Raw genomic sequence first — 20250 nt, 5'->3', positions numbered from 1 at the left:
AGGCGGTGTCCCGAAGGGCCTGGCGGTGCTGGAGGCAGGAGTGGTGCGCTCGACCTCCCCGGCGGGCGGCCGCGGTGCGTTTGCACTGGCGCGAGCAGCAGAGCCGGGTCTTGGCTTGCCGGCCGGTGGCGACGAACTGCTCCCAGCAGATCGGGCAGGTCTTGCGGGTCGCGTTGTAGTTCGGGTCGTGCGGGTCAGGAGACATGTGCGTTCACCGCCTTGCGCAGCTTGTCCGATGTGGACTAATGCGAGCGGAGCCGATAGGAGGGCCGTCGATGCCGACGACGGTCGCGCGGTGGAGTAACCGGTCCAGCATCGCCGCCGCGACGGTCGCGTCCCCGAAAGCCGTTGCCCAGTCAGCAATGCCGACGTTCGTCATCAAGATCGTGGACGACTTGAGGTAACGCTGGTTGATCACCTGAAACAACGCCGAGGCCCCGTCTCCGGGCAACGGGAGATAGCCGAGCTCATCGAGCTATGCCGAGTTCTGCATAGCTCGACCTATCCCGACCCCGCGACTATGCCGATATGAGGTCGGCCAGAGCTCGGATTGCCTGATAGGGATGTGTTTCTGACCCGAAGGTGTGCCCGGAAGTCGGCATAGTTACGCCTTGATATTGCCGTTTCTGTTGTCGGAGCCAGGGGTTCCGGGACGGAGGCGAGGTCATGTCGGGGACGCGAAGGAAGCCTGGTCGGATGGGGCCGTTTGTCTCGGACTTCCGAACGAGCTTGTCAGAGCAGGGCTATTCCGTCCTGGCGGTCGGCAACATGCTGACCGACATGGGCGCATCGGGCCGGTGGATGCAGGAACACGACGTGCAGCCTGACCAGCTGTCGCCAGCAGTGATCGCAGACTTTCGCAGCGATTGCGTGGCCGCGGGCCGGCGCAAGGTGTCGAGCGTCAAGTGCTTCGCAGCATTGCTGCGGTTCCTGCGCGGTGAAGGCGTGATCGGCGACCCGCCCGCGCCGGAATCTGCGTTGGAGAGGTTGCTGGTCGGCTACCGTGGGTGGCTTGTCACGGAGCGGAGCCTGGCCGAGATGACGATCATCCGGTACGAGAATCTGGCCCGCCGATTCCTGCAGCAGCACCTGACCGAGGCCGCATCGAGTTCGAAGCGTTGGACGGGGCGCAGGTGGTGTCGTTCTTGTTGCGCGAGCGCCAACGTGTCAGCGTCGGCTCGGCCAAGGGCCGGGTGGCCGAGCTGCGGTCGTTGCTGAAGTTCTTGTATGTGCGCGGATTGACGCCGCACTTGCTGACCACGGCGGTTCCTCCGGTGGCGGGTTGGCGCGACACGAGCATTCCCAAGGCACTCCCCGACGGCCAGGTGCAGCGGCTGCTGGACAGCTGCGATCGGGCCGATCCGATGCAGGCGCGCGACTTCGCGATACTGATTCTGGTGGCGCGGTTGGGGCTGCGCTCGATCGAGGTGGCGCGGCTGGAGCTGGGCGATATCGATTGGCGCGATGGCCGGATCATTCTGCGCGGCAAGGCATCCCGCGAAGATGGGATGCCGCTGCCGGCCGACGTCGGTCAGGCGCTGGCTGAGTACCTCGCCGATGTCCGGCCGGCGACCTCGCTGCGCCCGGTGTTCCTTTCCTGCAAGGCGCCGAGAAGGGGCATCAGGCCGGACCTGGTCAGCGACGTGACACGCCGCGCCTGCGACCGAGCCGGGCTGCCGCGGGCCGGCGCGCATCGGCTGCGACACACGCTGGCCACCGAGATGCTGCGTCGCGGGGTGAAGCTCGTCGATATCGGCCAGGTGCTGCGTCACCGGGATCTGGCCACCACCGCGCTCTATGCCAAGGTCGACCTCGCGACATTGCGGTCGATCGCTCTGCCTTGGCCGGGAGAGTGGCGATGAGCGCCCTGGCCGACGCCGCGGCGGACTATCTGCGGCTGCGCAATCGCCTGGGCCACGACCTGGCCGAATACCACCGGCTGTTGCCGCGCTTCATCGCCTTCCTCGACGACTCTCGTCTCCCGACTGTCACCGTTTCCGCCGCGCTGGGATGGGCGAACGCGCCCGAGGTGGACCCGTTGACCACGATGGCGGCACGCCGGATGACGATCGCCCGTGGATTCGCCCGGCACATGTCCGGGCTGGACCCGCGCACCGAGATCCCGCCGTTCGGCCTGGTCGCCTCTCGGCGCCGCCACCACGAGCCGTTCATCTTCAGCCCGGCCGACATCGACACGCTGCTGACCGGCGCGCGAAGCCTACGGACCCGGTTCGCGTCGGCGACCCACCACACGCTGATCGGGCTGCTCGCGACCACTGGCATGCGGGTCGGTGAAGCAATTCGGCTTGACCGCGGCGACGTCGACGAGACGGACGCGGTGTTGACGATCCGTGAGTCGAAGTTCGGTAAGTCCCGGCTGGTGCCGGTGCAGCCCTCGGTGCTGGCCGCGTTGCACCGCTACGCCCGCCTGCGCGACAGAGTGCATCGCGAGCCCACGACCGTGAGCTTCTTCGTGTCGATCCGCCGCAACAGGATGGTCTATCCCACGATCCACGCAGTGTTCCGAAACCTCTGCGACAGCGCAGAAATCGGAACCACAGCGATCTGCCGGCCGCGTATTCACGATTTGCGTTACACATTCGCGGTCCGAACCCTCCTCGGCTGGTATCGGGTCGGAGAGGATGTCGATGCCCGCTTGCCGGTGTTGTCGACCTATCTCGGCCATCGCGACCCGCGATGGACCTACTGGTACTTGTCGGCTGCGCCGGAACTGCTGGCCCTGGCGGCACGTCGGCTCGAGTCCGGGCGGGAGGTGGGGACTCGATGAGTTCGATCGCGCCCACGATGCAAGCGTTCTTCACTCAGCGGCTGGTCACGCAGCGACAAGTCAGCCCGCGCACGATCGCCTCCTACCGCGATTCGCTCAAGCTGCTGCTCGGATTCGCGCAGCAGCAAACGGGCAAGCCACCGACTGTCCTGGACTGGGCCGACCTGGACGCGGAACTGGTCGCGGCGTTTCTCGACCATCTCGAGAACCACCGGCACAACAGCCCGCGCACCCGCAACCTGCGGCTGACCGCCATCCGGTCGCTGTTCACGTTCGCCGCACTGCGCCACCCCGAGCACGCCGAACTGATCCAGCGCGTCTTGGCGATTCCGGCCAAACGGTTCGACAAGCAGCTCATCGCGTTCCTCACCGCGGCCGAGATCGACGCCCTCCTCGACGCACCGGTCACCGGTCGCTGGGAAGGCCGCCGAGACCGCGCCCCGCTGTTAGCCTGCGTCTTTCATGAGATGTGACGTAGATCAGGTCTCGAAAATGGAGGAAGTGCCTGTCCTGTAAGGGAAACTTGGGCTTGCGAAGGTCCAAGATTCACTCGGCAGGAAGGCACTCCCTTGGTGCAGGGTAGCAAGGCGTCATCGGTGCGGGTCAGCGCGGACGGCGAGGGGCTGGTGTCCCGTGCGGGGGTGGCGCTGCTGCGGGAGCTGACGATCAGTACCGGCCTGGGAACCGGCTGGTCGGAAGCACTTCTCGACACCTACCAGGGCATGCCGGTCCACCTGCCGGGGCGGGTCCTGGCCGACGTGGCAGTCATGATCGCCGACGGAGGTGACGCGCTGGCGCATCTGGCGACGCTGCGGGACCAGGACAAACTCTTCGGTGCGGTGGCCAGCGACGCCACCGCGTGGCGGGTGCTGGACCGGGTCGACGACGAGCACCTCGCCCGCCTGCAGGCGGGCCGCGCAGCAGCCCGGGAACAGGCCTGGGCCGCCGGGGCGGGTCCCGATGTCACGGCTGGCCTGGTGATCGACATCGATGCGACGATCAGCATCGCCCATAGCGAGAAGGAGAACGCGGCGAAAACGTGGAAAAAGACGTTCGGGTTCCATCCGCTGCTGGCTTACCTCGACCGACCCGACATTTCTGGCGGGGAAGCACTGGCCGGGATCCTCCGACCGGGCAAAGCCGGGTCGAACACCGCCGCCGACCACGCCGAGATCCTGACGATGGCGCTGGCCGCGCTGCCCGCCTGCGCCCGGCCCGACCCCGGCGATCCCGGGGCGCCGCAGGTAATGATCCGCACCGACGACGCCGGCGCGACCCACGCCTTCGCCGCGGCGGTCCGCGCGGCCGGCTGCGGGTTCTCCATGGGATTCCCGATCAGCACCGAGGTGCAGACCGCGGTTCTGGCTGTTCCCGCCGACGCGTGGGTCCCGGCTTACGACCTCGACGGCGGGCCTCGGGACGGGGCATGGGTCGCGGAGATCACCGGCATGCTCGACCTGGCGAAGTGGCCGGAGCGTTCGCGGGTGATCGTCCGCCGGGAACGTCCCCATCCCGGTGCGCAGCTGCGGTTCACCGACGCTGATGGTCACCGGTTCACCGCGTTCATCGCCGACACCGACGGCGGGCAGCTCGCCGACCTCGAAGTCCGCCACCGCGCCCATGCCCGGGTCGAGGACCGGATCCGCTGCGGCAAAACCACCGGGCTGCGCAACTTCCCCTGCCGCGGCTACGCGGAGAACAAGACCTGGCTCGAGTTGTCGCTGACCGCCGCTGACCTGCTCACCTGGACCCAAGCCTTGTGCTTCACCGGCGACCTCGCCCGCGCCGAACCCGCCACATTGCGCTACCGCGTCTGCGCCGTCGCCGGGAAACTCACCCGCACCGCCCGCGTCACCACCCTGCACCTCGACCGGGACTGGCCCTGGGCACAGCGACTCGCCACCGCCTTCACCCGGCTCCGCGCAGCACCCTGGCCCGGCTAAACCCCTGCTCCTGTCCCAACGACCAAGGACCTCGGACCCGCCCGCCGACGCGACAGCCGGCCCACGACCATGCCCACACCACGGTTTCCAGCCAAAACCCGGCTACAACAGGAACTTCAACCGAACCCCACAGCCCCATGCAAGATCGAGGTTAGTCGCCGTCCAAACCGGACTGCGGGTGTCCGAACTGATCGGACTCGACTGCGGTGACGTCACATTCGGCGACGGAGCCAGCGTCCGATGCCTCGGCAAAGACCGGAAACGCCGCGCTGTTCCCCTGACCACCGCCACCCAGGCCGTCCTGCGCGGCTGGCTTGCCGAAAGCGACGGTCGCGCCGACCAGCCGTTGCTCCCGACCCGCACGGGGCGGCGGCTCAGTGTTGATGCCGTGGAACGTCTTGTCCGCCTGCACGCTGCCACCGCCGCACGGACATGCCCCACCATCCGGCCGGAGCAACTTCACCCCCATGTGCTGCGGCACAGTTGCGCGATGTCGCTGTTACAGGCCGGGGTCGACACGGCCGTGATCGCGCTTTGGCTCGGCCACGCGGACCCGCGTTCCACCAGCATCTACCTGCACGCCGACATGACCATCAAACAACGCGCCCTCGACGCCACGACACCACCGTCAACGGCACCGGGCCGCTACCAGCCCGGCGACAAGCTGTTGGCCTTCCTCGAAAGCCTGTGACTATGCCGACCGCCGCACTCATGCAAGCCGCCATATCCCCTCCACCGCAACGAATTCCTCTGTCACGCAGCCGAAGTCTCGGCATAGTCGCGGGGTCGGGATAGGTCGATCACGAGCAGTTTCGGTCCGGCGAAGAACCGCATGCAGGTCTGCCAGCGCCCTTCGACCGCGGCCTTGTGACAGCGAGCGGCGAGGTCGGCCGCGGTGGTGAAGTAGACCCGGTTGCCGGCTTCGGCCGTCCCGCGCGCGAGCGCGGTGGCGAGCATCGTCTTGCCGACCCCGGGCGGCCCGACGAACAACACGTTTGAGGCGTCGTCGAGGAACCGCAACGTCGCCAGGTCGCGGATGAGTTTCTCGTCGACCCCAGGCTGGGCGGCGAAGTCGAAGTCCGCCAGGGTCCAGGGATCGGGCAGGCAGGCGAACCGCAACCGGCCGGCGAGACGGCCTTCTTCGGTGGCGTTGACCTCGATCTCCAGCAGCCGCTCCAGTGCCGCGGTCATCGACAGGTTCTCCGCGCGCGCCTGATCGAGGACGCGGGGGCAGGGCTTCGGCGGCGTTGTCCAGCTTCAGATAGGAGAGTGCGACCGGAGTTGCTGATAGCGGCGGGCCTCGCTCATTTGTGGCCCTGAACGGTTTCCGGACAAGAGTTCAGTCCTCCTCGGACTCGTAGGTGGGTGCGCTGCCCAGCTTCGCCGCGGTGGCGGCGTAGGTGGCCAGGTCGATCACGACGTGAGCCGCGGGCCCCGTCGCGGGCAGGCCGCGCAGTCGTGCTGCTTCGGCCCACGCCGCCGCCGACGGCGGCCGACGCGTCTAGTGGGTGCAGGGCCGATCGGTGCTGAACGCGCACATCGCGGCGTGTTCGAGCGCGATCACGTGCCCGTCATCGCGGACGACCCGCCCGGCCCCGTCCGGAGCGCGCCGGTGGACCGCGACCGTCGCGCCGCCCTCGGTGACGATCCGCAGCACGTCCGCGCCGAGTCGGTGACGGACCTGAACCTGCGCGCAGCCCAGCCCGGGTGGGACGGAGTAGGAGTTGCCGCGGAAAGCGACCAGCGCCTGCGGTGTGACGGTCCGGGGCAGGTCGAACTCGGCCGGAAACGCGACCAACGGCGGGGCATGCAGCCGCTCGGCAGCGGCCAGGCCGGCGACGGTGGTGCGCTCGCCGTCGAGGACCCGGCGGCGGCTGTCAAGCTTGGCCGCGAGCCGGTCCAGCCCGGCCTGCGCCTCGGCGATCGTGATGTCGTCGCCAAGGGTGCGCCACCAGCGCTGCGCGGCCGAGTGGTTGGCCTTCTCGACCACACCCTTGCGGTTCCCGCGCCGCGGCGGACACGTCACCGATCGGACCCCGTAGTGCTTCGCGACCTGCGCGAACGCAGCCGTGATTCGACCGGAGGCGGGTGGCAGACCGTGGCCATCCGGTCGAAGCGCCAGACCTGGGTCACCCCGCCCAGGCGCCGGACCACCGCGTCGAGGGCCTCGACCAGGTGCGGGAAGTCCTCGGCATCGGCCAGGACTCCGCGCCACTTGCTCGAGTGCGCCAACGCCCCGACCAGTAGATGCGCCTGCTTCCCGGCGCCCCAGCTCGCGGGTGGGTCCGGCAGTTGTCGGGTAGCCCCGGCGCATTGCTGCGCCAGGGCCCCCTCAGAACCGGGCGAGCGGCTTTCACCGCACCACGGCTCAAGCAAGCCCCGAGGGCGTTGCGGGCGATGTCACCGGTGTTCTGCGTTGCCGAGCCATGAGGCTGCGGTTGCAGAACGCGTGAATAAGGCGAGTTTGGTTCCCGTCCGGCATGCTGCCTCGCCCATGGTGGGTGAGGTAGTCCGCGGCGATCGCTCGTTTGACGACGCTCAGCCACCAGCGTTCCCAGTCTCGCGGAGACTGGGGCGGCTGGCCGGGACTGAGCAGGTGATCTCCGCAGAGTGAGCATCGCCCGTCCTGCTTCATGAGCAGGCGCAGGTTATAGCTGTCCAGCGGAGGTGGCACCTTGCGTCGTCGCGCAGCCCAGTAGCCGACGAGGTCCGGTCATCCGGAGATGCCGACCCCGTGACCAGCTGATGCCGGACGATGTTGGTCCAGGAGAACTTGATGAGGTAGGCGACCGTGCCCCGATCGTCGAGCACATGATCACGGGAGCCGAAGACCCACCAGTCGTTCCTGAACCGATTGAACCGGCCGAAATAGCGGCGGACAATCCACTTCCTCGGCTTATTGGGATGCGTGTGACATGCCCACCGGTAGGTGAGACGCCACACATAGTGATCCAGCGCGGCGAACAACGCGCTGGACACCACCCCACGGTAGTAGGCGGCCCATCCCCGAATGATCGGGTTGAGCCTGGCGATGACCGCCATCGCGTTCGAGCTACGCATACCACGCACCTCGCTCGCGAGCCTTTTCCGTACTCGCCTCACCGCATCCGCGCTCGGTTTGATCAACAACTTGCCGGGCCGGTTCCCGCGCCGATAACGACGCAGATTGAAGCCGAGAAAGTCGAAACCTTCTTCGAGATGCGCGACACGTGTCTTGCCCTCGTTGAAGACCAGACCTCGGGGTTTCAGCCAGGCGGCAAGCTGTGCCTTGACCTGCTGCGCCTGCTGCTCGCTGTAGCAGCAGACCACCGCGTCATGGGCATACCGAACGAGGATCGGAGCAATATCGAGCGGTGCGCTACACCCAGCGCCTGGCCGAGGCCTACGCCGTCGCATCCGTTGGCAGCAAGGGAGATTCCTACGATAACGCGATGGCTGAGGCGTTCAACTCGTTGTATAAGGCCGAACTCGTCCGTAACAAGGGTCCCTGGCGCAGTCTGGACGACCCGGAAATCGCGACCGTCGAGTACATCGACTGGTACAACAACCGGCGCCTGCACGGCGAGCTCGGACACGTCCCGCCCGCCGAGTACGAAGCACTACACGCGATGACCCACCCGGTCACCGCAACCCAGGAAACCAGCTAATCCAGTCTCCATCAAACCCGGGGCTTGACACCTCAAAGGTGAGGTGTCAACCAGACCCTGGGCAGACCCGAGTGCGCCGATGGTGATCGGCCGCGTGTGGGGCAGTACGTGCAGTGTCGGTCTGTGCGGCCACCAGTCGGTCACGGAGACGAGTCCGGGTGGGATGCGGCCGCCGATAATCCGCCTCACCCCCAGCGACCTCTCGTGATGATGTTGGCAGCGACTGGTGGTGCCGTCCCGTGCGGGACATTCAAGACCGGTTTTCCGCGACACCGCCCCACCCGAATGAGCTGGCCTCGAGTTCTTCTTCGGTTGGTTCTCGGTCGGGGCGCCAGTGTGGGAGCCGGGTGATGCCGGGTTCGAGGAGGTTCCAGTCGCCGAACCACGGGACGAACTCGGCGCGGTCTCGCAGCCACATGGGATTGCTGGTGCTGCGGTAGGTGTCGATCATCCGGCGGACGCCGGCGGTGGTTTCGTCTGCCGGGGCGTCGTCGATGCTGGCGTGGGAGATCGCCAGCCAGCTGCCGGGTGCCAGGCGTGACCGGTACGTGGCGGTGATCTTGTCCGGGTCGTCGTGGGGGCCGATGAAGTGCATGACCGCGATCAGCAGCAGGCAGACGGGCTCGTCGAAGTCGATCAGGTCACGGGTGGCCTCGTCATCGAGGACGCCGTCCGGGTCGCGTAGGTCGCGTTGCACGATCGCGGCCCAGCCGGTCGCGTCGTCCTTTTCCAGGATCACTGTCGAGTGCGCGGCGGCCACTGGTTCGTAGTCGACGTAGACGTCGGTCGCGCTTCCCTCGTCCGGCAGCCGGCGGCGGATGATTTCGTGGATGTTGCCGACGGTCGGCACTCCGGAGCCGAGGTCGATGAACTGGCGGATGCCCGCGTCGAGCGCGGTTTCGACCACGCGGTTCATGAAGGCCCGGTTCTGCTGGGCCATGGCCTTCATGCCGGGCCACAGCTGCACCGCGCGCTTGCCGAATTCGCGGTCCACGGCCCAGTTGTGGGTTCCGCCCAGGTACCAGTCGTAGATGCGGGCGGCGGAGGGCTTGTCGGTGTCGACACCCGCCGGCGCGATCGGTGCGGTGTCCTCGTCGGTCGGCATCGGTGCAGCGTATAGCCATCACGCGGCCTCGCCAACACGTAGTCCGGTGCTATATCTGGCTGTGCCGGGTCGAGTGTGGGCCGAAATTGCTCGGGCCCGATTCAGCTCGTGAGGGAGCGCGGCAGGTCACGCCGTTCCTGCGCCAACCGGACCGTAATGCTGCGGCAAGCCACACGGGTGGTCGTGTGCGGAGACCAGTCGATCTCCGCGGAGCCTGACTGTCCTGCCCAGGATGGTCGATCGTGGTGGCGGCAGGGGCGTGGCCCAGGCATGCCGCCGGCCGCTACGGTTTGCGTGCGACGATGCCGGCGATGCAGCGTTCAACCTGGTTGAGCGGGGTCAGTTTCGGTCCGTCGGGCCACCAGTAGTCGCACAGTTCGAGCTTCGGTTCTTTGCCCGGCCCGGGTGGCATGATCTCCAGCCCGTTGACGAACTCCAGGAGTTGCCGTTCAGTTCGGAACTTCCCGGAGCCCATGGGGCTGTGGATGAACAAGTCCTCCATCTTGCGGGCCAGGTCGCTCAGTTCGTCGGTTTCCGGGTCGAAGAAGTGGGCGATGACGACGAAGGAGCCGCTGGGTAGCGCGGCGACGTAGTCGCGCATCAGGTCGGCGCCGTTGTCGGCGACGTAGTGGTGCAGCGTACCGACCTGCAGCAGCGCCAGGGGCTGGGCGAAGTCGAGGTGCCGACGGACCACCTCGTTGTCCAGGACATCCGCGGGCTGGAAGATGTCTGCGGAGACGAAGTGGGTGTTCGGGTTCTCCTCCAGGATCGCGCGGCCGTGTGCGATGACGACCGGGTCGTTGTCGACGTACACGACTTGGGTGTCCGGGTCGACCCGCTGCGCGATCTGGTGGGTGTTCTCCGCGGTGGGCAGACCGGAGCCGCAGTCGAGGAACTGCTTGATCTTCGCCTGCTGGGCGAGGAACCGCACGGCCCTGGTCAGGAAGTTGCGGTTGGACCAGGCCAGGTCGGCGACCTCGGGTGCCTTGGTGGCAACCTGCTGGAGGACTTCGCGGTCGATCTCGTAGTTGTTCTTGCCGCCGAGCGCGGCGTCGTACACCCGGGCGATGCTGGCCCGGGTCGGGTCCACCCCGACCGGGACCGAACTCGGCGCCAGGAACTCCGACTGCGTCACCTCACCCTCGCAAACGACCGTCTGTCCATTGCTCACTCCAGAGTAGTGACTCGAGTGCTCGGCGTAAAACCGAGGGATGCGTCGTTCGGCGATTGGCCGTCGCTCGGCGCTCCGGATTCCGCGGTGAGGGCGCCGATCCGGTCGTCATCCGAGTGCCGTCCTGGAGCCGCCGTGCAGCCGTGGCCGGCAGAGGCTTGAGGGTGAGCGGGCCTGGCAGGAGTTCTAGTACAGTGTCGCTGCTCAGTTGTGGTGCCCGTAGCTGCCAGGCCGTTCTCCGGCAGGTCCCTTCCCCTGCCGGAGAAGGACTGTTGCCATGGCCTCACTGATGAAGCGGCCGGTCACGTTGTCGGCGCGGGATCGTGAAGAGTTGATCCGGCTGACCACCACGGGTGCGCTCCGGTCTCGACGATCAGGCGGGCACAGGTATTGCTCGCGCTGGATACCTCGGTGGGCGAGCCCGATCCGAGAGAGGTGATCACGGCCCAGCTTGCTGCCTCGGGCGAGATGCTGCGGCTGGTCGCCAAGCGATTCGCTGAGACCGGCGGCCACGATCTCGCGCAAGAAGCGTGACCTTCCACTGGTGCCGTCCCCGGTGACCGGCGAGGTCGAGGCCCGGCTGACTGCCCTGGCATGCTCACAACCGCCGGCGGGGCATGCCCGATGGTCGTTGCGGGTTGACGGAAAAGCATGTTGAACTCACCGAGGGCATCCCGAGCCTGGACCACTCCACCATCGCCGGGTCCTAAAAAGCGGAACTGCGCCCTCATCTGAGAAAGTGCTGGAACATCCCGCCGCGGGCGAACGCGGAGTTCGCCGCCCGCATGGAGGACGTGCTCGCGGTCTACGCCCAGCCGCGCGACGCCGCCCGCCCGGTCGTGTGCATGGACGTCAGCGCGACGGTCGCGGTACTGGCCGCCAACCGAACCGGTTCGACGACGAGGATTACCGCAGCGGGTTCAGCCGCGAGGACATCGCGAGTTTCTTGAGGGGCTGGAGCCGAACGGCATCGGCTGGGCGGCGCCGATGGCGGCGCCGATGATCATGAGCAACCTGCACCGCCCGTCTCACGTTCCTCTCCGACGCCTCGCCGACCTGGCGACGGTCGCGCGCCGACACTGGTCGGGCGGTTGACCCGCGAGCGGCCTGGCGCCTGGTATCGGTTCGGTGCTACGGGTGCATCCATGCCGTTTCAGGGTGGGATACGTGCTCGGCCTCGACTCCATCACGACCCGCCAGCGCTGCAGCCAGCCGGTCGATCGCCGCGGCAACGCTCAACGTCGCGTACACCTGCGCATAGGCCAGCTGGTTGTGTTCGGCCGCATGCTCCGCGATCTTCCGGCTCGACCCCTTCACCGCAGTGATTCCGTCCATGTCGGCTGCCTTCCTTGGAGATCGTATTCCCGATTCCGGGCGCTCCGTCGCATGGCGGGCGCCCACACCTGTTGTATTCCCAGCTGGCGCCCAAGGAAATCGTCCGGCCTGCGGTTTACATCTTCGGGTGAACGAGAGTCCCTAACGCTCATCTCCGGTGATTCCAATCGGCCACCTGGTGTTAGCCGTCCTGATCCAGTCAAGTGGTGTTACCTCGTGCTGATCCGCACTGCGTCATGACGTCGGTTCCGCAGGCACTCGGGTCGGTCGACGCGCTGCCTTCGCACCAGCCGGCTGTGCTCGGCCTGGCAACCGGGCGGCTACGGTTGCCGTCGTCGGAAGCGGGGGCGGCGCCGATTGGCTCGGCGGCAAGTGGGGGGATCCTGCCGCCGAGCCGGCTGATGTGATCGAAACGGTCGGGGGGCGTGCCGCATCGATCACCTCAGCACCGAAGAAGAGGGCCCGGCCGCCCCGTCGTGACGGCCAGGCGTGATGATCACCGGATCGAGTGGCGGTCGCCTGCGCATGAGCATCGTCCAGGTGTTCGACCGCTTCGCGACGGATCAGCGGGGCCGGACCCCGTGCAGGAAAATGTCAAGCAGCTCGTCGGCGACGCGGTGGTAGCTGTATTCGCCGCCGGTCGCGGCGGCCGTTCCCGGCGATCGGCTGGCGCTGCTGAAGCGCGAGCTGGGTGCGCTGGCGGATCATGTGCACCTGCTCGATATGATCTCGGCCGGTCGCAATCCCGGCAGGATCATCGCGCACGTCTTGCGTGCGTTCGCCGATCGGCATCCCGCACGGCACGCACGCATCATCGGCGAGCTCGTCTGGCCCGGGGCGAAGTGCTGCCGAGTTCGCGCTTGCGTCCAGCACGAGGCGCTCATCAACGCTGCCTTCGCCGACCGGGACGTCACCATCGTCTGTCCCTACGATGCGCACCGCCTCGACGTCGGTGTCCTGGTCGATGCCGAAGCGACCCATCCATGGGTGTGGGAAGCCGGCCAAGAAGTGCCCAGCTCCCGGGTAAGCACCCGACACGGCGATCGAACGGTACAACCTCCCGCTTGACGCTTCCATGGCCGTCGCGACCTGCACGGCCGGCGGTGTGACCGAGCTTCCGACGGTCCGGGAGTTCACCGTCAACCAGGGGCGTCGTCACGGTCTCACGCCGGAGCAGGCGAGCGATCTCGAACTCATCGCCTGTGAGCGGGTCACGAACAGCTTGACCCAGGCCGGGAGCCCTGCGACGGTCAGTGTGTGGCCGGAGGATGGGCACGTGGTGTGTCAGGTCTCTGACACCGGCCGGTTGGCCGACCCGTTGGCGGGCCGTCGTCCGGCGGATCCCGGTCAGCTGGGGGGCCGTGGTCTGTTGCTGGTCCACGCTCTCGCCGACCTGGTGCGCACCCATACCGGTAACTGCGGCACCACCGTTCGCGTCTACCTGCAGCAGCGCTGATCTCAGCGGGTCACGGTTGAAGCGGGACGCTCATCGCGAGCAGTGCGGTGTCGTCTTCGACGCCGTCCCCGAAGCCGGCCAGGAGCTCGGTGACCGCATGGATCACCGCGGGCGCGGTGGTCGGTGCCAGGCCGGTGAGGTCTGCCCGCAGCTGTTCTTCGCTGTAGCGGCGGCGGCCGAGAGTGCGAGCTTCCGTCAGCCCGTCGGTGTACAGGAGCACGGTGTCACCGGGCTGGAGCACGGCGGTGACCGCGGCGAACCGGGCGACGGGCAGGGGGCCTACCAGCTGCCCGCCCCGGGCTTCCAGGAACGAGGGCGTCCCGTCGGCGCGGATGAGCAAGGCGGGCGGGTGGCCGCCGCCGGCCAGGGTTATCGTAGCGCCGGCGCCGTCGTGCGGCCGGACGTGGCCGTGCAAGACGGTGCAGAACCGCGGGTCGGGGCCCTGGAATTCCTGGTGCAGGACGGTGTTGAGCGTCCGCAACGCGGCGACCGGGTCCGAGTCGTGCACCGCGGCCGCCCGCAGCGTGTAACGCGCCAGCGAGGTCACCACCGCGGCCCCTGCGCCCTTGCCGGACACGTCGCCGAGGAAGAACCCCCACATGTCGCCGGTCAGCGGGAACAAGTCGTAGAAGTCGCCGCCGACCTGGTCTTCCGACGCCGGGTGGTAGTAGGCCGCCACCTGCATGCCGGGCACGCCGGGCAAGGTCGGCGGCAGCAGCGTCCGCTGCAGGGTCTTCGCCAGCCGGTCCACCCGGTCGCGTTCGCGCTCGGCCTCGTTGCGGGCCCGGAGCAGCTCCTGCTCGTAGGCGCGCCGGTCGTGCGCGTCGAACACCGTGGTGCGGATCAGCTGAGCCTCTCCGTCCGGGCTGGTCTTGACCTTCGAGGTCACCAGCACCGGCAGCCGTGCGCCGTCCGCTGTCTTCATCTCTACGGCGATGCCGCCGAGCTCGCCCTGCATGCGCAGCAGCGGCGCGAAGTGCGTTTCGTGGTAGAGGCGGCCGCCGACGGTGAGCAGGTCGGAGAACCGCCGCCGGCCGACCAGCTCCTCGCGGGTGTACCCCAGCCAGTCCAGCAGCGTGGCGTTGATCTTGGCGATCGTCCCGTCCAGCAGGGTTGAGAGGTAGCCGCAGGGGGCGTTCTCGTAGAGGTCCTCGGCGCTGTCTTCGAGCAGCGCCGAGAACGCGGGATCGGCGTCACTTCCGTGGTCGGCGCTTTCTCCCGCTTCGCGGATCACGGCCTGTCCACGAACGCGGTGATCGCGGCGGTGGTGGCTTCGGGTGCGCTGAGCTGGGGGCAGTGCCCGGTCGCGTCGAGCGTCACCAGCTGGCTGCCGGTGATCTGCTCGTGGGTGAACTGCCCGACCTCGGGCGGTGCGATGGCGTCGCTGGAGCACTGGAGGATGAGCGTCGGCACGGAGACCTTCGCGAGGTCGGCGCGGTTGTCGGAAAGGAAAGTGGCGCGCGCGAAGACGCGGGCGATCGCGGGGTCGGTGCGGCAGAAGCTGTTCGTCAGCTCTTCGCCCAGTTCCGGGCGGTCCGGGTTGCCCATGATCACCGGCGCCATCGTCGCCGACCAGCCGAGGTAGTTCGACTCCAGCGCTTCGAGCAGTTCGTCGATGTCTTCGCGGCTGAACCCGCCTCGGTAGTCCTCGTCGTCGATGTAGCACGGGGACGGCGTGAGCAGCACCAGCTTCGCGAACCGGTCCGGCTCGCGGTTGGCGGCCAGCACCGCGATCATCGCGCTGACCGAGTGCCCGACGAGCACGACGTCGGTCAGGTCCAGTTCGTGGCACAGGGCCAGGATGTCGTCGGCGTAACTGTCGAGGGTGCCGTAGCGCTCCGGGGTCCAGACGGACAGGTCCGAGCGGCCGGCGCCGGTGTGGTCGAACAGCACCACGCGGTACCGCTGCGCGAGGGCGGGAACGACGAGGCGCCAGAGGTTCTGGTCGCAGCCGAAACCGTGGGCCAGCAGCAGGACCGGCCCGTCTTCGCGCCCGGTCTCGACCACGTTGTTCCTGGTCCGCATGCTCATCCGGCACATCTTGCCACGCTGAACGCCCCGCGTGATCACCAGGCAGCGGAAACTTCGCCGGGCGGCCCGGCGAAACCGGGTAGTCCGCTCGGGTGATCAAAAACCGTATGGCGTCACAGGAGGCACGTGGCGAAGTCTTCGCTATATGCCCGTCCCCTCTCCGGTCCCGCGATCCGTCGCCGATGTCGGCGGTGACGGTTTCGACCAAGCCTACCGACGCTGCCTGGGCAACGAGCTGCGGCTGCTGCGCCGGAGCCGCGGTTACACCCGGCAGCAGCTCGTCGACCGGCTCGGCTCGCTGATCGCCGTCCAGACCTTGGCGACCTACGAGCTGGGCACCCGCCATTGCTCGGTGGTCCGGCTCGCCCAAGTCTGCGGTGCGCTCGGCGAGGACGCTCCCACCCTGCTGGCTCGCGTGAGCCAGCGGATGGCCTCGGGAACCCCGTGGGTGGTCACCGTCGACCTGCGTGCCGTCAGCGCAGATCGATCACCGGCTCTTCGGGGGCTACGGCGGTGGGCGTGGGCGCTGGTCCGGCAGGGCGGCCTTGCGTACCGCGAACTCCACGAAGAAGCGCTTCGGCCGCTGTCGGTCCTCACCGGACGCAGCGTCGAAGACTTGCGCACGAAGCTAGACACCTTCGCCGTCGGCAGTGACGACGATCGAGGTCGGTCACGCGCGTCGTAGCGCGAGCCGCCGGCACATCCTTGTGCCTGCGGCTGCTTGCCCGGACCACCGCATCCATGCCCGGCATGAGATGTTTCGTTCGACCGCCGCGGAGGCGGCAGAACCGCTCGGCAGCGGGCTTCGGCATGGCCGGCGCGCTCGAGGCACACGGGGCCGCTTCCATACTGACGTAGTCCACACCGGTCGCATCGAGTACGACGATGGTGACTCGACGCGCCAGGCGAAACCGGCCGAGGCAGTACACCGGGCACGGGTCGTCGTAGTGAGGGTTCATAGCGTCGGCGAAGTCGATGGTCGCTTCAGTCGGACAGGTGCCTGCGCGGCACTCCAGTTGTTTGAGGACGATCCGCGACCGCCCGGGGTCGGATCGCGGGATCGCGGATTCACCCGACTTCGGGATGGCACACGTTTGTCCTGCTGGCTACCGTGGCTGCACGACCAGGGCGAAATCGGGGTTCGGGGAGGTCATGTGGACGGTTCCTTCCGCGACCTGCGCAACGGCACGCGCGTTGCCTACCGGGCTCGGCCTCGTGATGTCGATACCTCGCGTGGGTGCCTGACCGGCACAGTCTCCGGCGCTGGGGTCTTCGATCGCTACACGATGGAGACCTGGATACCGGTTCAGGCAGACGGTGCTCCCTCGGATGCCGAACCCACCCTTGTCCGGCGAGGGACGATCGTGGAGATCATCGATCCGTCGTGACGGTGTCGACCGGACTTGTCGCTCCTCGTGGGGCGCTCGCGGTGGTCCTGTCGACGGCAAGTGTGTGAGCCGACGGAGCGGCGCGGGCGAGCAGGCGGAATCGACGGCGTCCTGGCCGGTGTCGCTGTGGTAGTCGAACGATTCGGCACAGCGGCCCAGCCGATGGCGGTGTCGGGCTGCTGGTGCGTCTTCGGTGGCATGGTCGCTACCCGACAGGTCCGGCTTGCATGGACGTCGGCGCGATTAGGGGTGCGGCCTGCGGTCCGGGTCGGGTGACTCCGTCGGGGACCTCGGCGCGAGTTGTGGCCGGGGCCGGCACCGAACACCGCGCGCGGTTGACTCTTACGCAGCAAGTCGCCGGTCAGGGCCGCGTTCGGATCCTGCGGGGGTGAGATTCGTGTTCACCCGCCGCGGCAACGCCGCGCCCCGCCAGCGTGGTGGCGAGTCGGTCGATGGCTGCGGCAACGCTCAATGTTGCGTACACCTGGGCGTAGGCTATTTGGTTGTGTTCGGCCGCGTGCTCCGCAATTTGCCGCTCCGCACCCCTTGCTGCAGCAATCTCGTTCATGTCGACCGCCTTTCTGAGCCGTGTCCTGATTGCCGGGGTGCCAGTTCGGTACCGCCCCTTTCTTGATACCCTGCGGCGATCCGATGAAATCGGGGGCGGCATTTGATGTACCGCTTTGGCTCAGCGAGAAGGAGTTTGCGCACTTTCCGTTACCGGACTCTGGAAATTGGTGTAAGTGAACCCTGCTCGATCAAGTGAACCGTCCGCGTCGGCCTGCGGTACGTGAGGACGCGCTGTGTCCATCTTTGATGGCATGCCTCCCTTGGGCACCGGCCACTAGTGAACCGAGTCGTTGCGGCTTCGAACGCGCTTGGCCTCGGACGCGGCAACCTGACGCAAGCCTGCACGCGTCTGCCCGGCGACTCGTCGGGGTCGAAGCCGATGAAGAACGAGCATCCCGCTCGGTGTCGCTAGGTTCATCCGACCCGGTCGGACCCGGCGGGTTCACCATGCGCTTTCGCACGCGCCAGTGTATGACAAGCCTGTAACGCGCGATCGCGACGGAGGAAGACATGGCGTCTGCAGCACCGCCGCGGGCGCCGGTCCGGCTGCCGACGGCGTCGACTTGCCCGAAGGCCGCGGTTCGTGCCACACCGGCCTTGCCGCCCCCGGACGGAGGATCGGTGGATCCGGTGCCCAACTCACGGTGTCGGCATCGGGGTGAGGGCGAGCCGGGACAAGCGGAGGACGTGGTGCCGGCCGTGGCCGGGCCTGAGCAGGCTGGGGTCCAGCAGGACCTGCTCGCCGTGTGCGATGTGTGCCTGCTGCTGATCGAAGACGGCGCGGGCGCCGTGTGGTGGCACCCGGAGGGCGGCGGGCGCGGAGAACGGACCTCGCCCAGCGCGTCCCTCGCGGCCGCGGACCGGCGGCCCCGGTGGCGGATCACCCACGATCGGTGCGAACCAGGTGGAGGTTATCGGATCGCGGTGGAGCGGATTCGGACCTGGCCGGCATATCTGCACTGGACCGCGCATCTGATGACCGAAGACTGGTTCGGTGCCACCGATTGGCGTGAGCTGATCCTCGACACCTTCGACCCGGTCAGCATCAGTGCGGGGATCCGCCCGCGCGCCTTCCGCGACATCCGGCACCGCGACGTCGGCGAATGAACGCATGCGCCCCACGCGGTCGATCGGGTGATGCGGGACGGCGAGGCGATCGCCCAGGACAGGGCGTGGACACACGGCGAGGCGGCCGGTGCAGCAGTGCTCGCCTTGGCGGACGCGCTCGGCTACACGGCTATCCGTTCCGTGACACCAGTACTTTTCGGCCGACCCGCCATCGCGAGGTGGTGATCTGCGGGGTCCTCGGGATCAAGTGCCGACGACCACCCGCTGAGGCTTACCGCCGTAGGTGCTCGACAGGCGGACCAGGCTGTTCGCCGCCGGTTGCTCGATGATGTGCGCGGTCCAGCCAGTGATCCGCGCGGCCACCCGGTCACCACGGCTCGAGGCCCGGGAACCCCAACCGGTGCACCGATCGTCGCGAACCGCGCCTGCCTCGCGGCGCGGATCGCGAAGGCATCACATCACCCGCGGCCGCTCAGCGCTTTCCGCTTGACGAACCCGATCACCCCGGTGGCCACGAACAGCACGGCCCCCACGATGATCAGCCAGAACAGGCCCTTGACGACGGCGCCCAAAACCACCAATACCGCCCAGACGACCAGCAACCCGATCAGCAATCCCATGACCGCTCCTTTTCCCGTGTCCACATCGGCCGGACCGACGGGTACCCCACCGGCGGGCTTCTCATGCACCGGTCACCACCGAGCTCCCGTGCGCCGGCGTGGCGCGCAGAGTGCCCGCTGGTGTTCGACGGCGAGCCGCCATTGCGAGGCGTGCGGGCCGTTGATGTAGTGGATCTGCCGTTTGCCCTGCCGGCGCCCGGACCAGGCCGGGGCTGGCTGAGCTTACCGAGCTGGTGGGCGACGCTCTGGCGGATGTCCGTCGCGAGACTACCGACGTCGGGCCGCCGCGCCCTGGCTCGCTCGATGTCCACCCGCGCCGGCTCAACACACGGCCGGGGTGCCTGCGGGAACCGTGGAGAGTCGCCTCGAAGGCCGACGACGAGATCCGGCAGCGCCGCCACGAACGGAACGAGACCGCCGCTGACTACCTCATGCGGTTCCGGATGATCGCATTAGAATGGAGTCGACCACATGTCCGCGGACGGCGCGGGTACCCGCTGCCCGGCGCGTTGAAGGGAGCAATGGCATGGCGTCGGCTGATCAACTGGACGGGCCCCGCTTCAGCTGCTCGCTCACCTCCGTCCCCGAGATGCGGAGACACGGATGACGAGTTTCCGCGCCGATACGAGCGGGGTGGAGTTCGAGAGCCCCTCCCTGGCCGGCCAATCGGTGACGCTGCGGGGGTGGGGCCCGCTCGACGCGAGCCTGTTCGCCGCCGTCCTCGCCGAGGCCACCCGCAGTGGCGTCACCACCGTACTGCTCGACCTCACCAATGTGGACTACTTCAGCATGGAAGCGGCCGCAGCGCTCCTCGATCACATCGGCCACAGCGGAGGCCGCTGCCAGCTGGTGCTATTGCCATCCACAGCGGTGGAACGAAAACTCATCACGCTCGGCATGGCCGCCATCCTGCCGTGAGCAGCGCCGGCGGCAGTCCGCGCTCGCGGAAACGACCGGCCCCGCGCCCGCACCTTGCCCCTCGGCGGTCCTCGCTCCCGACAGCGGAGGCCACCGGCTTCGCTCGCACCTGCTCGGCACTGCGCCCGGTGAGGCCCGAAACGGCCGAAGCACCTGCTGTTCGAAGTACGCCGCCGCGCGTTGGGGCAGCTCACCATCCGGCTCGAACCG

Annotated in this window: 22 protein-coding genes and 2 pseudogenes; 12 read left to right on the top strand and 12 right to left on the bottom strand. The window is 67.9% G+C overall.

The features are described from left to right. Nucleotides 1-211 precede the first annotated feature (211 nt). A complete protein-coding gene (locus OG738_RS21745) occupies nucleotides 212-418 on the bottom strand; it encodes an ATP-binding protein (RefSeq protein ID WP_329056231.1) in 207 nt (68 codons plus the stop codon). Nucleotides 419-696: 278 nt separating this feature from the next. On the opposite strand from OG738_RS21745, the gene OG738_RS21740 reads away from it, so the two are divergent. The 6 genes from OG738_RS21740 (at nucleotide 697) to OG738_RS21715 (ending at nucleotide 5422) form a co-directional block, all read left to right on the top strand. Further along, nucleotides 697-1218: a hypothetical protein gene (locus OG738_RS21740; protein WP_329056230.1), complete on the top strand. Its 522-nt coding sequence runs from the start codon at nucleotides 697-699 to the stop codon at nucleotides 1216-1218. Beyond that, nucleotides 1134-1862: a tyrosine-type recombinase/integrase gene (locus OG738_RS21735; protein ID WP_329056229.1), complete on the top strand. Its 729-nt coding sequence runs from the start codon at nucleotides 1134-1136 to the stop codon at nucleotides 1860-1862. Before OG738_RS21740 ends, OG738_RS21735 begins: the two co-directional genes overlap by 85 nt. Continuing rightward, nucleotides 1859-2788 (top strand): tyrosine-type recombinase/integrase, encoded by a 930-nt coding sequence (locus tag OG738_RS21730; RefSeq protein WP_329056228.1) that lies wholly within the window; start codon nucleotides 1859-1861, stop codon nucleotides 2786-2788. The genes OG738_RS21735 and OG738_RS21730 overlap by 4 nt, the downstream gene beginning before the upstream one ends. Next, nucleotides 2785-3261 (top strand): tyrosine-type recombinase/integrase, encoded by a 477-nt coding sequence (locus tag OG738_RS21725; protein ID WP_329056227.1) that lies wholly within the window; start codon nucleotides 2785-2787, stop codon nucleotides 3259-3261. Before OG738_RS21730 ends, OG738_RS21725 begins: the two co-directional genes overlap by 4 nt. A gap of 96 nt (nucleotides 3262-3357) precedes the next feature. Further along, entirely contained in the window at nucleotides 3358-4731 is a 1374-nt protein-coding gene (locus tag OG738_RS21720) for an IS1380 family transposase (protein WP_329056226.1), read from the top strand. Nucleotides 4732-4735: 4 nt separating this feature from the next. Continuing rightward, nucleotides 4736-5422, top strand: a complete 687-nt coding sequence (locus tag OG738_RS21715) for a tyrosine-type recombinase/integrase (RefSeq protein ID WP_329056786.1) — start codon at nucleotides 4736-4738, stop codon at nucleotides 5420-5422. A gap of 62 nt (nucleotides 5423-5484) precedes the next feature. Here OG738_RS21715 and OG738_RS21710 read toward each other — a convergent pair. The 3 genes and pseudogenes from OG738_RS21710 to OG738_RS21700 all read right to left on the bottom strand — a co-directional run. After that, a pseudogene (locus OG738_RS21710) lies at nucleotides 5485-5940 on the bottom strand (ATP-binding protein); the annotation flags it as partial. Nucleotides 5941-6232: 292 nt separating this feature from the next. Continuing rightward, entirely contained in the window at nucleotides 6233-6757 is a 525-nt protein-coding gene (locus OG738_RS21705; RefSeq protein WP_329056225.1) for a Mu transposase domain-containing protein, read from the bottom strand. A gap of 605 nt (nucleotides 6758-7362) precedes the next feature. Next, complete coding sequence (locus OG738_RS21700) at nucleotides 7363-8040, bottom strand: group II intron maturase-specific domain-containing protein (protein ID WP_329056224.1); 678 nt, start codon at nucleotides 8038-8040, stop codon at nucleotides 7363-7365. 11 nt (nucleotides 8041-8051) lie between these two features. Between OG738_RS21700 and OG738_RS21695 the strand changes: the two are divergent. Further along, a pseudogene (locus OG738_RS21695) lies at nucleotides 8052-8378 on the top strand (integrase core domain-containing protein); the annotation flags it as partial. Between the two features lie 250 nt (nucleotides 8379-8628). Here OG738_RS21695 and OG738_RS21690 read toward each other — a convergent pair. From OG738_RS21690 to OG738_RS21670, 5 genes are all read right to left on the bottom strand, one after another. After that, a complete protein-coding gene (locus OG738_RS21690) occupies nucleotides 8629-9483 on the bottom strand; it encodes an SAM-dependent methyltransferase (RefSeq protein WP_329056223.1) in 855 nt (284 codons plus the stop codon). Nucleotides 9484-9766: 283 nt separating this feature from the next. Beyond that, on the bottom strand, nucleotides 9767-10618 hold the full coding sequence (locus OG738_RS21685) for an SAM-dependent methyltransferase (RefSeq protein WP_329056222.1): 852 nt from the start codon (nucleotides 10616-10618) through the stop codon (nucleotides 9767-9769). Nucleotides 10619-10858: 240 nt separating this feature from the next. Beyond that, the gene (locus tag OG738_RS21680) at nucleotides 10859-11179 is read right to left on the bottom strand and encodes a hypothetical protein (protein ID WP_329056221.1); all 321 of its coding nucleotides are present in this window, start codon (nucleotides 11177-11179) and stop codon (nucleotides 10859-10861) included. A 606-nt stretch (nucleotides 11180-11785) separates the two neighbouring features. Beyond that, nucleotides 11786-11989 carry a hypothetical protein gene (locus tag OG738_RS21675; RefSeq protein WP_329056220.1) on the bottom strand — a complete coding sequence of 68 codons (204 nt, stop codon included), beginning with the start codon at nucleotides 11987-11989 and terminating at the stop codon, nucleotides 11786-11788. Between the two features lie 594 nt (nucleotides 11990-12583). Beyond that, nucleotides 12584-13084, bottom strand: a complete 501-nt coding sequence (locus OG738_RS21670) for a hypothetical protein (protein ID WP_329056219.1) — start codon at nucleotides 13082-13084, stop codon at nucleotides 12584-12586. A gap of 10 nt (nucleotides 13085-13094) precedes the next feature. Between OG738_RS21670 and OG738_RS21665 the strand changes: the two genes are divergently transcribed. Further along, nucleotides 13095-13445: an ATP-binding protein gene (locus OG738_RS21665; protein ID WP_329056218.1), complete on the top strand. Its 351-nt coding sequence runs from the start codon at nucleotides 13095-13097 to the stop codon at nucleotides 13443-13445. 10 nt (nucleotides 13446-13455) lie between these two features. Here OG738_RS21665 and OG738_RS21660 read toward each other — a convergent pair whose 3' ends face one another. Both OG738_RS21660 and OG738_RS21655 read right to left on the bottom strand, forming a co-directional pair. After that, the gene (locus OG738_RS21660; RefSeq protein WP_329056217.1) at nucleotides 13456-14679 is read right to left on the bottom strand and encodes a PP2C family protein-serine/threonine phosphatase; all 1224 of its coding nucleotides are present in this window, start codon (nucleotides 14677-14679) and stop codon (nucleotides 13456-13458) included. Next, the gene (locus tag OG738_RS21655; RefSeq protein WP_329056216.1) at nucleotides 14676-15476 is read right to left on the bottom strand and encodes an alpha/beta fold hydrolase; all 801 of its coding nucleotides are present in this window, start codon (nucleotides 15474-15476) and stop codon (nucleotides 14676-14678) included. The genes OG738_RS21660 and OG738_RS21655 overlap by 4 nt, the downstream gene beginning before the upstream one ends. Before the next feature lie 145 nt (nucleotides 15477-15621). On the opposite strand from OG738_RS21655, the gene OG738_RS21650 reads away from it, so the two are divergent. The 3 genes from OG738_RS21650 (at nucleotide 15622) to OG738_RS21640 (ending at nucleotide 18541) form a co-directional block, all read left to right on the top strand. Next, entirely contained in the window at nucleotides 15622-16161 is a 540-nt protein-coding gene (locus tag OG738_RS21650; protein ID WP_329056215.1) for a helix-turn-helix domain-containing protein, read from the top strand. Between the two features lie 469 nt (nucleotides 16162-16630). Further along, complete coding sequence (locus OG738_RS21645) at nucleotides 16631-16864, top strand: hypothetical protein (RefSeq protein ID WP_329056214.1); 234 nt, start codon at nucleotides 16631-16633, stop codon at nucleotides 16862-16864. A gap of 1191 nt (nucleotides 16865-18055) precedes the next feature. Further along, entirely contained in the window at nucleotides 18056-18541 is a 486-nt protein-coding gene (locus OG738_RS21640) for a hypothetical protein (RefSeq protein WP_329056213.1), read from the top strand. Between the two features lie 419 nt (nucleotides 18542-18960). Here OG738_RS21640 and OG738_RS21635 read toward each other — a convergent pair whose 3' ends face one another. Beyond that, nucleotides 18961-19122 (bottom strand): hypothetical protein, encoded by a 162-nt coding sequence (locus OG738_RS21635; protein WP_329056212.1) that lies wholly within the window; start codon nucleotides 19120-19122, stop codon nucleotides 18961-18963. 603 nt (nucleotides 19123-19725) lie between these two features. Between OG738_RS21635 and OG738_RS21630 the strand changes: the two genes are divergently transcribed. Continuing rightward, entirely contained in the window at nucleotides 19726-20040 is a 315-nt protein-coding gene (locus OG738_RS21630) for a hypothetical protein (protein WP_329056211.1), read from the top strand. Nucleotides 20041-20250 lie beyond the last annotated feature (210 nt).

Source organism: Amycolatopsis sp. NBC_01488 (assembly GCF_036227105.1).
Taxonomy (GTDB): Bacteria; Actinomycetota; Actinomycetes; order Mycobacteriales; family Pseudonocardiaceae; genus Amycolatopsis.
This window is presented reverse-complemented; position numbering and strand designations above follow the sequence as displayed.

Bases quoted from the DNA above. Each gene is read 5' to 3' on its own strand.
- OG738_RS21690 (WP_329056223.1), bottom strand. From the start codon at position 9,483: ATGCCGACCGACGAGGACACCGCACCGATCGCGCCGGCGGGTGTCGAC.
- OG738_RS21630 (WP_329056211.1), top strand. From the start codon at position 19,726: ATGACGAGTTTCCGCGCCGATACGAGCGGGGTGGAGTTCGAGAGCCCC.
- OG738_RS21635 (WP_329056212.1), bottom strand. From the start codon at position 19,122: ATGGGATTGCTGATCGGGTTGCTGGTCGTCTGGGCGGTATTGGTGGTT.
- OG738_RS21675 (WP_329056220.1), bottom strand. From the start codon at position 11,989: ATGGACGGAATCACTGCGGTGAAGGGGTCGAGCCGGAAGATCGCGGAG.
- OG738_RS21655 (WP_329056216.1), bottom strand. From the start codon at position 15,476: ATGAGCATGCGGACCAGGAACAACGTGGTCGAGACCGGGCGCGAAGAC.
- OG738_RS21725 (WP_329056227.1), top strand. From the start codon at position 2,785: ATGAGTTCGATCGCGCCCACGATGCAAGCGTTCTTCACTCAGCGGCTG.
- OG738_RS21650 (WP_329056215.1), top strand. From the start codon at position 15,622: ATGCCCGTCCCCTCTCCGGTCCCGCGATCCGTCGCCGATGTCGGCGGT.
- OG738_RS21730 (WP_329056228.1), top strand. From the start codon at position 1,859: ATGAGCGCCCTGGCCGACGCCGCGGCGGACTATCTGCGGCTGCGCAAT.
- OG738_RS21740 (WP_329056230.1), top strand. From the start codon at position 697: ATGGGGCCGTTTGTCTCGGACTTCCGAACGAGCTTGTCAGAGCAGGGC.